General features: G+C 53.0%; 7 protein-coding genes. All 7 read left to right on the top strand.

Going from position 1 to position 16,239, the window contains the following annotated elements; all coding sequences use genetic code 11:
• The first annotated feature begins 1 nt into the window (after position 1).
• The 7 genes from FH603_RS01490 to FH603_RS01460 all read left to right on the top strand — a co-directional run bounded on the left by FH603_RS01490 (position 2) and on the right by FH603_RS01460 (position 16,239).
• The gene (locus tag FH603_RS01490; RefSeq protein ID WP_186735345.1) at positions 2-979 is read left to right on the top strand and encodes a PorP/SprF family type IX secretion system membrane protein; all 978 of its coding nucleotides are present in this window, start codon (positions 2-4) and stop codon (positions 977-979) included.
• Between the two features lie 205 nt (positions 980-1,184).
• Positions 1,185-3,629, top strand: coding sequence for an OmpA family protein (locus FH603_RS01485; RefSeq protein WP_186735343.1), 2,445 nt, complete (start codon positions 1,185-1,187; stop codon positions 3,627-3,629).
• A gap of 82 nt (positions 3,630-3,711) precedes the next feature.
• Entirely contained in the window at positions 3,712-4,629 is a 918-nt protein-coding gene (locus FH603_RS01480; RefSeq protein WP_186735341.1) for a PorP/SprF family type IX secretion system membrane protein, read from the top strand.
• Positions 4,630-4,754: 125 nt separating this feature from the next.
• Positions 4,755-5,834, top strand: coding sequence for an AAA family ATPase (locus tag FH603_RS01475; protein ID WP_394366388.1), 1,080 nt, complete (start codon positions 4,755-4,757; stop codon positions 5,832-5,834).
• 613 nt (positions 5,835-6,447) lie between these two features.
• Complete coding sequence (locus tag FH603_RS01470) at positions 6,448-7,275, top strand: TolC family protein (RefSeq protein ID WP_186735337.1); 828 nt, start codon at positions 6,448-6,450, stop codon at positions 7,273-7,275.
• Between the two features lie 10 nt (positions 7,276-7,285).
• Positions 7,286-9,478, top strand: a complete 2,193-nt coding sequence (locus tag FH603_RS01465; protein WP_186735335.1) for a GumC family protein — start codon at positions 7,286-7,288, stop codon at positions 9,476-9,478.
• 32 nt (positions 9,479-9,510) lie between these two features.
• On the top strand, positions 9,511-16,239 hold the full coding sequence (locus tag FH603_RS01460) for a polyketide synthase (RefSeq protein WP_186735333.1): 6,729 nt from the start codon (positions 9,511-9,513) through the stop codon (positions 16,237-16,239).

Raw genomic sequence — 16,239 nt, 5'->3', positions numbered from 1 at the left:
GATGTCAAATCAGTTTTCAATCAAACGTTGGGCAGTCGCGCTGCTGATCCTTGGGGTCGGCAGCAGCCAACTCCGGGCACAGCAGGACAAGATGTTCTCGCAGTACATGTTTAACATGACGGCTATCAACCCGGCCTATGCGGGCAGCCGCGATGTACTGAGCATGGCGGCCCTTTACCGGAATCAATGGACAGGCGTGCCGGGTGCTCCCCAAACAGCAACCTTCACCATGGACATGCCCCTCAACCGGGAGCGGGTAGGGGTAGGCCTGCAGCTGTATGGAGATAAGTTCGGCGAGATGCAGGAGGCTGGTGCGTTTGTCTCCTATGCATTTCGGATGAAGGTAGGTAACCGATCGACGCTGGCCCTGGGCCTTCAGGGAGGGGCTTCCAGTTTCCGGTGGGACCTGACCCGCGTGCAGACCAGCCCGGACGGAACGGGACAACTTGATCCGGCTTTTGCAACCAATATCAGCAAAGTGCTGCCAAACTTTGGAACCGGTATCTACCTGAGCAATGATAAATCGTACATCGGAGTATCCGTACCCCGGCTTATCAAGAACCGGCTTTCTGAATATGCTTCCGGCGATTACCGCTCGGTACAACGTCGCCATGCCTATGCTACGGCGGGTTTCGTGATCGGTGTGAGTCCGGTTGTTAAACTAAAACCATCGGTATTAGTGAAGTACGCCGAGGGTGCTCCTCTGGGTTTCGATGCAAACGTCAACGTTTGGTTTGCCGACCGCATCGCCATTGGAACATCGATACGCCGAAATCAATTTACGTCGTGGACACCGTACAGTACCGATGCAATCGTAGGGCTCCTGGAAGTACAACTGACCGATCAGTTTCGGTTCGGTTATGCTTATGATCGCACGATGAACAATTTTCAGCGGATCGCTCCAAACTCCCATGAGATCATGCTCCGCTATGAGTTCGGCATTGGCAAGAGTCGTATCCTGACGCCCCGTTATTTTTAATAAGCAACAGAACCAATAATACACACCCGGAAACTGGTTGATGTAAGCTACCAAAAGCTTTATGTCAACCAGTTTCCCTATGTGGTACCTGATACGAACGGGTTCCGGCGCAGTATTTGCTTATCAGTACGGGTGGCCTTGCCCGGAATATGGGTGGCTACAGTACCAGGTTTGCCTATCTACCGTCTTTCAACTTGTCCATCGCATGAAACGTATTGTTTTCCTTTTCGGATTCATCAGTTTGTCGATTAGTGCCGTATGGGCGCAGTCATTGACAAAGCAGGCTGACCATCAGTTCGATCAGTTAGCCTATACGAAAGCGGCCGATCTGTATGAGCAGGTATTGACGAATCCGGTATCGCTCTCCTATCCGGAACGATTGACCATTAAAGCCCGGCTGGGGTATAGCTACCAGCAGGCACGCGATACGAAGAATGCCGAGCGGGTGTACCGTGAACTGTTGGCCGAAAGCGATTCACTGGCCAAATACCCTCGTTATCACTTATATTATGCACAGGCTCTGGCCAGCAACGGGAAATACAAGGAAGCCCAGGTTGCCTATGCCAGGTATGATGAAATGCTATCGGCAGATAACTACAGGACCGTTTCAGCAAAGCTTAGTCAGGATGTGGGTTCGTTGACCCGAACGACTGGTACGTACAGCGTTGAATTCCTGAACATGAACACAGAAAAGCCAGAATTCAGCCCCGTGCTTTACGAGGACGGGCTGGTGTTCGTGACAGAAAACAAAAGGCGAAATTTATTCAAGCGTACTAAAACTGCTTTTCTTGATCTTTATTATTTCCCCAAAGCGAATGCACTGACGGGCGCGACATCAACAACTGGTAAGAGGACCCAACCCAAACCAATTCAGTTGCTGGGGTTCGATGCCTACACGGCCCCAACGGCCAATGATTCGAGGCTGGTTGGTTCATTTGAGGGAGTTCCAGGCAGAGCAGGATATGGTGGTAAGTTTGCTACCGCTACCGCGTTGAAACCATTTAGTCATGCGCTCAATTCAAGGTATCATGAAGGACCGGCCACCTTTTCGGTAGATGGCTCACGCGTGATTTTTACCCGGAACAATTATAACGAAGGGCAATACCGGGAAAGTAAAGACGGCGTCAATAAACTCAAACTTTTTACCGCTACCCGTACGTACGGGTCGTGGAGCAGCGCTACCGAATTGCCGGTCAACAGCGAAGAGTTTTCGACGGGACACCCATGTTTAGCCAAAGGCCGCAGCGGTGAACCTGACCAACTGCTCTATTTCTCATCCGATAGGCCGGGCGGTTTTGGCGGATCTGATATATATGTGTCAAGCTGGAAAAATGGCCAGTGGGATACGCCTGTAAACCTGGGTGAACGCGTCAATTCGAAGGGGAATGAGCTATTCCCCTTTGTCGACGAAAAGGGAAATCTGTACGTAGCCTCAGACGGTCATGGTGGACTGGGCGGGCTGGATTTATTTTATATTCAACTCAATGGTCCCAGCCAGCCAGTTGGCAAGTTGCTCGGTCTGGGTGAACCACTCAATTCGTCCAAAGACGATTTTGGTATAGTAACGGATGGCGAACGCAATAAGGGCTATCTCAGCAGTAACCGGAAAAACGGCGGGGCCGACAATGATGTGTACCGTTTTACCCGCGAGGGCGTATTGCACACCTGTCGGGAGTTGACAATTAGTATAATCGATGCCGCTACGAGGGAGCCGCTGGCCAATACAATACTGCGCCTTGACAACAAGACTGATAACACGGCGGAAGAACTCAGAACCAATAGTGAAGGCTTGGTTCGTATCTGTCTGACAGCGGGTAGTGATAATCGGTTTATCATTAGTCAGGATGGATACCTGACGAACAAAGTTGGCTTTTCAACCAAAAACAAAGAAGATATGCAGCCATCGCGTATCGAAATTTTAATGACAAAACCAGCCGCAGAGGCTGAACACAAGATTGCCACTGCCGGGAGTTATCCCCCACCAGGAGTCACTAATCAGCCAGGCGTTGAAAATACACTTACATCGGGTATGGCCGGTAAACTGGTAGAAGGCGAGGTGCTGACGCAAACCTACCGGAAACCGATTGGGGCAGCCAGGGTTATCATCGTGAACGAGTGCGACGGTACCGTGCAGGAAACTACGACCGATGTCAACGGGCGCTACCACTTTGTTATTCAGCCCAATTGTGACTACCATCTTGAAGCCGTGAAAGAGCACATGGGTACATGGGGTAGCCGCCTAACGAAAGATAGCACGGGGTATACCAACCTGTTGATGTTTAAAGAAGGAGACATTATTACCATCGATAATATTCACTACGATCGTAATCAGTCGGCTATCCGACCCGACGCAGCGGCAGAACTCGATAAGGTGGTTAAGATGATGAATAAATACCCCGCCATGACAATTGAAATACGGGCCCACACCGACAGTCGGTCAACGGCTCCGTATAACCAGAAACTGTCGGGCGACCGAGCCAGGTCGGCGGCTTCTTATCTAAAGTCAAAAGGCATTGTACCGGGCCGGGTAGTAGCCAGAGGGCTTGGAGAAAGCGTGCTCCTGAACAAGTGTGCAGATGGCGTTCCTTGTTCGGAAAGCGACCACCAACGAAACCGCCGGACAGAAATCAAGATTTTGGGGATGGAGTAAGCCTCTTTTCCGAACACTACCTAAGTAAACGATACGTTTTCAGTTTGAAAGACCGACATTTGACGGTTTATCATCAACGCCTATGCCCGCTCTTCTCCAAAATTATCAGGCTCTTCTGGTGGGCCTGCTACTGTCTTTTTTCTCCATTCAGGCCGCTCAGGCGCAGAAAGAAGTACTTTACTCACAGTATCTGGTCAATCCATTGAGCATCAATCCGGCTACGGCGGGTAGCCGGGAGTCGTTTCACCTGACAGCCTCCTTCCGGCGTAAATGGGTAAGCCTGCGCAATGCACCGGTAACGCAGAGCGTTTCGGCCGACGGGGCTATTGCCAACGGGCGGGTTGGGCTGGGTTTTCAGGCACTGAACGACCGGATGGGTTTGTTTGCCGCAACGGGCGTGTATGGCAGCGTAGCTTATCGCTTTAACTTACCCGCCTTGGCAAAACTGTCTATTGGCGTTCAGGGAGGGGTGAGTGTCGTCCCACTCTACGATTTTGCCAGTGCATCGAGCCTGAACCGGGCTATTGCCAGCTTTGGATTGGGCGTATATTACCAGTCAGACCGGCTGTTCGCTGGTATTTCGGCACCCGAAACAACGGGACAAACACTGGATCTGACGGGCCAGTTTGTATATAGGAGCGTTCGGCCGGTGATGGTACAGGTGGGAACAACAGTCGAAGTAAGCGATAACGCCGTGCTGATTCCATCGATACTGATATCAAAGATCGCCAACCGGCCGGTGGGTGTCGATTTAAATGCCCGCGTGTGGTTCAACGAGCAGTTTGGACTGGGTGTCTCCTACCGGCAGAACAGTCCTGGTCTGGTTCAAACGAATTATGTACAGGCACTGGCCGAGTACCAACTGACAAAGGCAATCCGGCTGGGCTACACCTTCAACTCCAAAACACCCGAAAACCCGGCTGCTGGCCTTTACTTTCAGCAGAGCGTACATGAAGTTATGTTCCGGTTCTCGCCCAACATTCTGAAGTTTACTTACTAAGTAGAGTATAGGGTTTATTACTCCTTATGTGTTTAGTCATTTAACGGTTTTCTGGGTAACTTGGTCCCGCAGAAACGTAATCCAACGCCCCATTGAAACCCTACGACGAGATTTCGAAGGACGACATGTTTCGCTATCTGACGGCCGACAGTCGCATGCCTAATCAACAAACTATTCAAAATCTATACATCCCCAGCGACCTTGATCGCGAGTTTCCGCTGGCTCCGCACTTTGTTCAGGCTTTCGGCAGTTATCCCAACTACCTGCATTTTAGTGACGATTTTAAACTATCGGCGCGCGAACTGCTCGATAGCCGTGGTTTTCAGGTGGTCAACCAGTCGACCCGGGTCATGGAAGAGGGATGGCATACGGTTGAGCGCATTTACCAGCATGAAGAGGGCGTTCTACTCAAAGCGGAGTTCGTTGGTGAACGGTTTTTTCGGCTTTACGGCTACTACCGCGATGAGTCATCAGTAAAACAGCTCCTCGACAGTTTACAGGCCCACAAGTATGTTCATGAGGATAATCAGACCCATATTTACCTGATCCAGAGTGGGTTGGGTGGTCTTCATACGGAGCGTGTCGAAATTCTTCCGCCCGATATTAACCTCAGCCTGCATTATAATGAAGACTTTTTGCCCGTTCATGAACGACTGACGGCGTTATTGGCTCAGCCCAAGAGCAAAGGCCTCATTCTGTTGCATGGCGAACCGGGAACCGGTAAGACAACCTATATTAAGTACCTCAGCTCGCTGGTCAAGAAGGATATGCTTATTCTGCCGCCTTACATGACCAACTACCTGACGTCACCCGAAATTATTCCGTTTCTGCTCGATAACAAAGATTCGGTACTCATCATCGAAGACGCCGAACGTATCCTCCAGTCGCGGGATGCCGGGGGTGATACCAACAGCGTTTCAAACATTCTGAACCTGACAGACGGACTCCTTGCCGACTGTATGCACATTCAGGTCATTGCTACCTTCAATGCCAGCAAGCATCTTCTGGATAAAGCACTGCTGCGAAAAGGCCGCCTGATGGTTGATTACGCGTTCGGTAAACTGGCCGCTCCCAAGGCCAATGATCTGCTGATGCACCTCGGCAGAGAACATCGTACGGATGAGCCAATGACCCTTGCCGACATTTTCAATCTGGAAGAACAAACGGTTTCGGGCGAGCGTCATGAAGTGAAGATGGGCTTTTAACCGATGAGGGTATTCGATGTTCCTGCTTCCCCGGCGGGTTTTTCCACTTGTTCAAAGTATACCTACCCTATAATTAATTTAGGCTTGTCATTCGAGTCGACATACCTTACTTTGACTTGCTCAAGCTTCCATACCTCCTTAGCCTGAATTGCCATTCATCTGTGACAAGAAGTAATTCTGTGGGTTTCTAAAACCCGTGTTGTAATTGGATGGGCACGCTCCGGCCGTTTCCAGGCAACTATCTCCGCCAGATAACAGGACTGGATTGCAACCCCGTAGGGCTGTATTGGAAAGGCCTTTGGGCAATGTTGATTCATGTGCTTCCCCCCGTAGGCCCTACTTCCCTCTGTAGTTAGGCTAGCCCATAGTCAAGATAAATTTACCTACGATCAATTGGTTACAATCTGTTGCGTGACTAAAAAGTACAACAACAGTCATAAGGTATAATGGTACACATGGTTAAGCAAGCAGTAGTGAAGTTTGCTTTAAGTTAAATAATTAGATTTATTAGAAACATAGTATTTTTATATTTCCAGTTTGATAAATATGTAAATTGTCGGCTACTGTCTTTAAGCGTCTGTAGCATACATCCTTCAGTAACACAAGTTCGCATATGAAACTTCACGTTTACCGGCCTTTACCTGGTGCTTCATTTTATCATATTATTCTACTTGTCCTGTTTGGATTGTTCTCGAACATAGATTGTTCTGCGCAGGCTGTAGGGGCGCGACGGCTCGTTTCGTTTGGGGCTTCGTCCGGCCTGGCCGACGACACACTTTATCTGGATATTGACCAGGACATAGCCGTTCAGCTGATGCCCTTCGACGAGGTGATGAAAGTGGCTATTTTGCACTCTCCGCTGATCAAATACCAGAATGAAATCACTAATTCGCTGAATTCGGCCTATGCGGTTTCCAAGGTTCAGATTCTTCAGAACATATCTGGTTTTGCCAACTACTCGGGTGGTAATCAAACCCTTTTAGCAACGAGTGCAACAATACCATCGGGCCGGGAATCCATCGGGCAGCTCGCTAATGGCTACCGCGTGGGCGTCGATTTACGCATATCACTCTTTGACCTCTTCGGACGGAAACATCTGGTACGGCAGGCTTATTCGAACTACCAGGCTTCGATTGTTCAGAAAGAAACGATCGAGTTACAGTTGAAGCGCGAGCTAATTACCATTTACCAGGATATGATTACGGCACAGCAGGTTCTGAAACTCCGGTTGATCGATGAACAGGCTTCGCTGGCAGCGTACCGGATTGCTGAAGTAGAACTTCAAAAAGGGCGTATCAGCGCCGATATCCTGGCTAATGCGACTAACCGCTATGTGGAAACCAAGACCACTTCTGAGCAGGTGAAAGGAGATTTTCTCAAGAATGTTCACTACTTCGAAACGATGGTTGGCGTTCCTATCCAACGGTTGAAACGAAATTAATTGAATCGCTATGACACTCGACGCATTTCTACGCCTGCTGAAACAGAATCTGATCTGGTTCATTCTTTTTCCCTGTGTAACAGCAGGAGTGGCTCTGTATATGACCCGGAACGAGCCGAGCGTATATAAGTCAGAGGCTACCTTATACACAGGCCTGGCGTCTGGTTACTCGTTGATGTCTGATCGACAGGGAAACCTTCCCGACCGGTCGTCCAGCGCGTTTGATAACCTGCTGACTACACTGAATTCAAAGGAAACGCTGCTTCAGGTGGGTATAAGCCTGCTGACCGACCACCTGCGTCTACAGCAGCCGGATAGCCTGGTGCTTGGAACAGCGGGTTTTGAACAACTTGAAAAGGAAGTGCCGCTCGATCTCCGGTTGCAGTTGATCGAACATGGCGATGATCCTGTTAGCCTGCGTCGGACACTGGACAGCCTGTCGAAAACACAGAGCGACAACCCCATCAAAAAACTGCTCCTCACGTCGAATACGTATTATTCGATTCAGCGGATCGGGGCCAACCTACAGGCAACCGCCCGGAAGAACACCAACGACGTCCTGCTCATGGAGTACGAATCCGACGATCCGGCGGTGACACAGCAAACGCTCACGTACGCGATCGACATCCTTAACAAGCGGTATTCTTTGTTTAAAACGTCGGAAACGAATTCTGTTGTCGGCTATTACGAAATCAAGCTTAAAAAGGCCAAGGAAGCGCTCGATCGTGCCGAAGGAAACCTCAGAGCTTTCAGTATCCGGAACAAGGTGCTCGATTATGATGAAGAAGCCCGAACCGTAGCCAGTTCGCGGGAAGCGCTGAATGGTGAGTATAACCAGGAACTTGGCCGGCGGAATGCGGCCAAAGCGGCTGTGGATGCGCTCACGCAACGTATGGGGCAGCAAGGTGGGGTACGGGCGGCAAACAACGATATCGGCGAAAAACAGAAACGGTTGACGGATGCCGAAAATAAACTAGCTAATGCCCGGGCTTACGGACAGCCAAAAAATGTGCTTGTCCGGCTACAGGCCACGGTAGCGCAACTGTCCGAGGATCTTAAAGTTAGCGCTCAGAAATACGATGCGGCTACTAACTCCGCCGAATCCGTTCCGCAACAAACCATCAGTACCGATCTGCTGGCTAAAAACCTGGAATACGAAGAGTCATCGGCCCGGCTGAAACTATACCAGAAGCGGATGTCCGATTATCAGGCAAAGACAAATGCGTATGGCCCCCTGGGGTCGCAGTTGCGGCAACTTAACCGGGAGCTGGGCGTGGCCGAGAAAGAATATCTGGCGCTGCTTCAGAGCGTAGATCAATCACGCACCCGTCGTCAGGATGTGGCTGTTGGCGGTACGCTGGAAGTGCTGGACGCTCCTGATTTTCCATTGGTACCCAAGGGTTCCAAACGGACCCAACTGATTATTGTGGCCCTGGGCGTTGGTCTATTTCTGGCGCTGCTGCTGACGGCATTGCGCTTCTGGTTGGATAAAGGTATTCATTCGCCGGAGCAGGGGGAGTCAATGATCGGTATGCCGATTGCGGCCGTATTTCCAACCGTGACGAAACCCGGTGTTTTTTCGAAAGCAACGCTGGGGGCCCAAAGCATGTTCGAGCAACTCGTCAATGCCATCAATATTGAAATTGCGCAGATAACAACCAAAGTGTACCCGCCTGTCATCACTGTGTTCAGCATCAGAAGTAAGCAGGGAAAAAGCTGGGTTGTCGATGGACTGAATAAACTTTACAGTGACGCCAACCTACAGGTAGCCTGCTGCTACCCGCGCCAAACGGGTAAAGAACAGCGCGAGTTAAAGAACGGCGTTACCTATTTTCCGTATACGGTACGGCCCGATTTCATGAACGTGACGAGTGTCGAGTACCTTATCGATGCTGAACAGGGTTTCGAAGCTACCCAGTATGACCGTATCATGCTGGAACTGCCGGCGCTTGTCAACAACCAGATACCAGTCTATCTGCTCAAAAACAGTGCTATGTCGCTGCTGGTCGTATCGGCCAACAGCCCCTGGAGTCGGATCGAAAAGCAGTTGCTCTCTCTGTATGTACGCGTAACGAAGCAGCCCATTTTAACCGTGCTGAACCGGGTCGAAGAAAACTACATCGACATGCCAGGTCGGGCCGATGCCAAACAAGCCTCCAGTAATCCGGATCGGTCGTTTCAAGTTCAGCGTAACGCTCTGTAAATGAGTAAGTAGAATTGAAATAACGTACGTCTATGCTCATTCTCCCTGATGCTGATTCAGAATCGGCAAGTGTTACTCCATGGCTGGTCCATCACCTGGTTGAGCAGGCTGTTCTGACTCACCAGGACCGTACGGCTGTCGTTTTCGGCGACCGGCAGATCACATATCGGGAGTTGGATGAACGCGCCGATGTGCTTTGCCAGACACTGCTCCACTACGCGTCCGATCAGGAGCTGATCGGCCTGAGTGCTACCCGTAGTATCGAGATGGTCATTGGTATGCTGGCTATCCTGAAGGCGGGGAAAGCCTACTTGCCACTCGACCCAACTTACCCCACCCAGCGACTGCAGCAACTGGTGACCGATTCGGGTGTTACAACCTGCCTCACAACGGAAGTCGACCTGCTTACCTTCGAATCGCTGGGTCTGTGGGTAACCCTGTCGGAGAACGGCTATTCGTTTCCATACCAATCCGTCACCCATCAGAGCGAAACGGCCTGTGTGCTCTATACGTCCGGCTCCACCGGCAAGCCTAAAGGGGTCTGCCTGGGCCATAAAGGGCTAACTAACCTGCTACGGTGGCAACTGGCGCATTCAGAAGCGGCCCCCGCTCTGAATACGCTTCAGTTTTGCCATCTGAGCTTCGATGCCTCATTTCAGGAGATCTTTGTTCCCCTGCTGAGTGGAGGAACGCTCTACCTGATCGACGATTCGTACCGGCTGGATGCAGGACGGTTACTGAATTTTATCGATCAAAAGCACATAAGCCGCGTGTTCCTGCCTTATGTCGTCTTACAGTATCTGGCCGAGACAGCCGATAGTGAACAGCAGTATCCCGCCGGGTTGATCGACGTGATAACAGGGGGGGAGCTACTTAAGATCACTCCACAGATCGCCCGTTTTTTCGAGGCTCTGACCAACTGTACGCTCATGAACGTATACGGCCCAACGGAAGCCAGTATCTGGGTTACAGAAAATAAACTGAAAGGGAACGCGTTGAACTGGCCTTCGATACCCACCATTGGCAAACCCATTGCGGATATCGACGTGTTTATGCTGGACGAAAACGGACAGCTCGTGGCCGATGGTCTGGTGGGCGAGCTGTGTATCAGTGGCGTGTGTCTGGCCAGCGGTTACCTGAACCAGCCCGAACTGACAGCAGAAAAGTTTAGCCGGTATGCACACCAGCAACTGGGGCCGGTCGACATGTACCGTACCGGCGATCTGGCCCGCTATCTACCCGATGGATCGATCGAGTTTCAGGGCCGTAAAGACGATCAGGTCAAGATACGGGGTAACCGGGTTGAGTTGGGTGAGATCGAGGTGGCGCTCGCTCAGCAGCCGGGCGTTCAGCAAGCCGTAGTCATTGCCCGCGAGGATGTAGTGGGGTCTAAAACCCTGATCGCTTACGTCATTACTACGCCGGATACGGAGATAAGTACGCTCCGCACCGCTATCGAGCAGTTGCTGCCCGATTTTATGATTCCTGCCCACTTCATCCGGATGGATGAGTTTCCTAAAACCAGCAGCGGTAAAGTGGACCGCAAGGCATTGCCGGCTCCGGAACGCAGGCGACCGGATGCCGCTGTGCCATACCGCAAGCCAAGAACGGCACTGGAAAAAACAATTACGGGTGTATGGGCCAGCCTGTTGCAGCTCGACCGAGTTGGCGTAGACGATAATTTCTTTGAGCTGGGCGGCAATTCATTGCTGGCTCAGAAAACGGTGGCTGCTCTGAAACAGCACCACTATACCTTACCTATTACCCGACTCTATCAGCACCCAACGGCGGCTGGTATCGCCCGGTACATGGAGCCGCAGGGGGCTGCTCCGTCGACCCGTTCGTCAGCCGGCCCGAACCGGGTCGAGGCTGCTGGTGCCGATGTGGCGGTTATTGGTATGGCAGGCCGCTTTCCGGGTGCCAATACCATCGATGAGCTTTGGGATGTGTTGAAGGCAGGTAAAGAAACAACCCGCTTTTTTGCCACCCATGAACTGGACACCAGCATTCCCGACCGGGTTAAAAACGACCCGCTGTATGTGGCTGCCAGGGGGGTTATCGATCATGCCGATCAGTTCGACGCTCTCTTCTTCGGCATAACGCCCAAACTGGCCGAACTGATGGACCCTCAACAACGGGTCTTTCTGGAAATTGCCTGGGAAGCGCTGGAACAAACGGGCTACCTGCCTCAGCATTACAGCGGGCGTGTGGGCGTTTTTGCCGGTTGTGGCAATAATACCTATTACCTGAACAACGTGCTGGGCAATCAGCATCTGGTCGATCAGGTCGGTGAATTTCAGGTGATGACCGTCAACGAAAAAGACTACATCGCATCCCGAACAGCCTACCAGCTTAACCTCAAAGGGCCTGCGGTCAGCGTTTATTCGGCCTGTTCTACATCCCTGCTGGCTATTACTCAGGCCGTTCAGAGCATCCGCAGTGGTCAGTGTGAGGTAGCGCTGGCGGGTGGAGCCTCTATTACCGTGCCGGTCAACAGCGGCCACCTGTATCAGGAAGGGGCCATGCTCAGTAAAGACGGTCACTGCCGGTCGTTCGATGCCGATGCACAGGGAACCGTTTTCAGTGATGGAGCCGGGGTGGTACTGCTTAAAAATGCCGAGGCTGCCCGGCGCGACGGCGACACGGTGTATGCTGTCATCAAAGGCATTGGCGTTAATAACGATGGGGGAGGCAAAGGAAGTTTCACCGCCCCCAACGCCGACGGACAGGCGGGAGCGATCAGCATGGCTATTGCCGATGCGGGCGTCGACCCGGCCACGATCACGTATGTGGAAGCCCACGGGACGGCTACACCCGTTGGCGATCCCATCGAAGTAGATGGACTCATCAGCGCATTTGGCGAGCAGACGGAGCGGCAGTTCTGTGCGCTGGGCTCTGTTAAGAGCAACATGGGCCACCTGACGCAGGCAGCAGGCGTAGTTGGCTTTATCAAAACCACATTGGCGCTGCATCACCGGCAAATTCCGCCGTCGCTGGGTTTCAACACGCCCAACCCGGCTATCGATTTTGCCAACAGCCCGTTTTTTGTCAATACAACACTCATCGACTGGGCATCGAAACCAGAAAGTCTACGCCGGGCGGGCGTCAGTTCGTTCGGCGTGGGCGGGACAAACGTTCACGTCGTTCTGGAAGAGTGCCGTGCTGATCAGCTTAAGCCGGACAGTGCCTCTGTGGACAGGGCGGCATTGCAGCCACGACCTGTACAGTTACTGACCTGGTCGGCGAAAACGGCAAAGAGCCGGGATGCTTACGGCAGTCAGCTGGCCGATGTCCTGACGCAACCCCGCGACCTGAACCTGGCCGATGTTGCCTTTACGCTCCAGACGACGCGCGTCGATTTCAGCCATCGGCGCTTTGCCGTTGCCGCTACAGCCACCGAACTGGTAGAACAGCTGCGGCTGACAACGGCCGTGCCAGCCAGCCGATCGCTACCCGATGAGGTGGTATTTATGTTTCCGGGGCAGGGGGCGCAGTACCTCAATATGGGCCGCACGTTCTACGAAAACGAAGCCGTTTTCCGTCAGGCTGTCGACGACTGTTCCGAGCAGTTACTCCCGCACCTGAATGTCGATATCCGGCAGGTCATATACCCCGAAACGGCCACATCTGAAGCGGAGCAGTGGCTCAGAAACACACGATATACGCAGCCAGCCCTGTTCGTGACCAGCTATGCCATGGCCCGGTTGTGGATGAGCTGGGGTATTGAACCGACAATCTTTTGCGGGCATAGCATTGGCGAGTTTGTAGCGGCTCACCTGGCGGGGGTGTTCAGCCTGAGCGATGCGCTGGCCCTGATTGCCGCCCGCGGTCGTATGGTAAGTGAACAGGCTCGCGGTAGTATGCTGTCGGTACGGATGGATGTCGGCGTCATAGAAACGATGCTGCCGCCAACGCTATCTGTGGCGGCCATCAACAGTTATAGCCTGTGTGTGGTGGCTGGCCCCGATGAACACATTGCCGATTTCGTCCGGTTGCTGGATGAGCAGGAGATACCCAATCGGCTGCTTCTTACCAGTCATGCCTTCCACTCGGCCATGATGGACCCCATCGTTGGTCTCTTTGAGACGCTCGTAGCCGGGGTGACGCTGAACCGCCCCCAAAAACCGATCGTGTCGACCGTAACAGGCGCTTACCTGACCGATGCGCAGGCGACTGATCCCCACTACTGGGCCAAACACCTGCGGTCGACGGTGCGCTTTGCCGACGCGCTCAATACCCTCTTTGAACTGGAAAATCCGCTGCTGCTCGACGTTGGCCCCGGCGGTGTTACGGCTACGCTCGCCCGTCAGCAGGCCAGTGGCCGTCCCCTGACCATTCTGGCCAGTCTGGTAAAACATGAGGGTCAGTCGGCTGATTATACGGCACTAATGAAAACGGCGGGTCAGCTCTGGATGGCCGGTCTGGCACCTGACTGGAACGCCTTTTACGCAGGCCAGAACCGCAGCATTGTCTCTTTACCTTCCTATGCCTTTGACCGTAAGCGGTGTTGGGTCGATCCCGTTCACCCTGTAGCCCCGGTTTATTCTGATCCTCAAACTTTAATGGCGGCTCCGTTGCCAGTACCTACGATTATTGAAACCCAATCCACACCGGTTCCTATGAGAAACGATCTACTCGTCGATAAAATCAAGGATATACTGGAAGATGCATCCGGTATCGAAATGGATGGCGTAACGCCAGACATGAGTTTTCTGGAAATTGGCCTCGATTCGCTGCTGTTAACCCAGGTGGCCCTCACCGTCAAGCGTGAGTTTGGATTGCCGATTACGTTTCGCCAGCTGACCGGTGACTTCGCTACACCCGGTCAGCTGGCCGTGTACCTGGATCAGCATTTGCCCGCCGATGTGTATCAGCCGGTTGCCGTTCCGGCACCAGTAGCTACACCTGCTCCGGCTGTTCATACACCTGTTGCGCCGACGCCGGTTGTTGCATCGACCCCGGCTCCACAGATGATGGCTTCTCCTGATGGTGATTCCGCATTGGGTCTGATTGCTCAGCAGCTACAGTTGCTGGGTCGGCAGCTGGCTATTTTACAGGGCGTTGCCCCCGCTGCCCCGTCCCCGGTAGCTCCGGCTGCCATACCGCAGCCAGTAGCGGCTAAACCAGCGGCTGCGCCCGCCCCGAAAGCAGCTCCCGCGTTATCGGTCCGGCCCGACCTGAGTCCTGAAGAAGAGGCTGAACTTAAAAAGCCGTTTGGTGCCACTGCCCGAATTGACCGGCAGGCCATGGGACTGAGCGCTGAACAACACGATTTTCTGAAGCAGCTTACGCAGGCCTACAACCAAAAAACAAAGGGCAGCAAGACCTACGCCCAGGAAAATAGACCCCACATGGCCGATCCGCGTGTGGTGTCGGGCTTCCGGCCACTTACCAAAGAAATTGTGTATCCCCTGGTTATGAACCGCTCCAAAGGAAGTCGGTTATGGGATATCGACGGGAACGAATACATCGATGTCCTGAACGGGTTTGGCTCCAACATGTTTGGCTACCAGCCCGACCTGATCAAACAGGCGCTGCACGAACAGGTCGAGAATGGATTTGAAGTTGGCCCGCAACATGAACTGGCGGGTGAGGTGAGCCGTCTGGTTTGTGAGCTGACGGGTGCCGATCGGTCGGCCCTGTGCAGTACCGGTTCTGAAGCGGTGCTGGGCGCTATGCGGGTAGCCCGGACGGTGACGGGCCGGTCGCTGATCGTGGCGTTCTCCGGTTCGTACCACGGCATTGTGGATGAGGTCCTTATCCGGGGTACAAAAAAACTGAAGTCGTACCCGGCCGCACCGGGTATCATGCCGGAGTCGGTGCAGAACATGCTGATTCTGGACTACGGTACCGACGAAAGCCTGAAGATTATTCGGGAGCGGGCAAACGAACTGGCAGCCGTGCTGGTGGAGCCGGTGCAAAGCCGCCGGCCTGAGTTTGTGCCCATTGAGTTTCTACGCGAGGTACGGGCTATTACGGCCGCTTCGGGTACGGCATTGATTTTCGATGAGATCATCACGGGTTTCCGGATGCACCCCGGCGGCACACAGGCGCTGTTTGGTATTAAGGCCGACCTGGCCTCGTACGGCAAAGTGGTGGGTGCTGGTTTACCGATCGGTGTCATTGCCGGTAAGCGTGAATTCATGGACGCGCTCGATGGGGGTTTCTGGCAATACGGCGATGACTCCGTGCCGGAGGTAGGCGTAACGTACTTCGCCGGTACGTTCGTCCGACATCCGCTGGCACTGGCCGCAGCCCGGGCCTCACTGCAATACATGAAAGACACCGGACCGGGTCTTCAGCAGGGATTGACAACGCGAACCAACCGGCTTGCCGACGCGATGAACGCCGTTATCGATCGCCGGAACTTACCCTTTCATGTTGTCCACTACGGCTCGCTCTGGAAGATAAAGTTCAACCAGGACGTGCCTTACAATGAGCTTCTGTTCACCCTGATGCGCGAGAAAGGCATTCATATCTGGGATGGGTTCCCGTGTTTCATGACCGAAGCCCATACCGATGTGGACATGGACCGGGTCGTTGCTGTATTTACCGATAGTATCGACGCCTTGATCGATGCCGGATTTTATGCTGGAAGTAAGCCGGAAACCCCAAAGAAACCGGTAGCAGACATGATCGTCTCCGAAAACAGACCCCCTGTTGCTGGTGCCCGTCTGGGACGGGATTTGGATGGGAATGCGGCCTGGTTTATGCCCAATCCCGATCAGCCCGGTAAGTATCTACAGGTCGAATTAAATTGA

Source organism: Spirosoma utsteinense, from assembly GCF_014282275.1.
In the GTDB taxonomy this organism is placed as follows: Bacteria; Bacteroidota; Bacteroidia; order Cytophagales; family Spirosomataceae; genus Spirosoma; species Spirosoma utsteinense.
This window is presented reverse-complemented; position numbering and strand designations above follow the sequence as displayed.

Coding starts and splice junctions, on each gene's coding strand:
- FH603_RS01485 (WP_186735343.1), top strand. CDS start 1,185: ATGAAACGTATTGTTTTCCTTTTCGGATTCATCAGTTTGTCGATTAGT.
- FH603_RS01470 (WP_186735337.1), top strand. CDS start 6,448: ATGAAACTTCACGTTTACCGGCCTTTACCTGGTGCTTCATTTTATCAT.
- FH603_RS01475 (WP_394366388.1), top strand. CDS start 4,755: ATGTTTCGCTATCTGACGGCCGACAGTCGCATGCCTAATCAACAAACT.
- FH603_RS01490 (WP_186735345.1), top strand. CDS start 2: ATGTCAAATCAGTTTTCAATCAAACGTTGGGCAGTCGCGCTGCTGATC.
- FH603_RS01460 (WP_186735333.1), top strand. CDS start 9,511: ATGCTCATTCTCCCTGATGCTGATTCAGAATCGGCAAGTGTTACTCCA.
- FH603_RS01480 (WP_186735341.1), top strand. CDS start 3,712: ATGCCCGCTCTTCTCCAAAATTATCAGGCTCTTCTGGTGGGCCTGCTA.
- FH603_RS01465 (WP_186735335.1), top strand. CDS start 7,286: ATGACACTCGACGCATTTCTACGCCTGCTGAAACAGAATCTGATCTGG.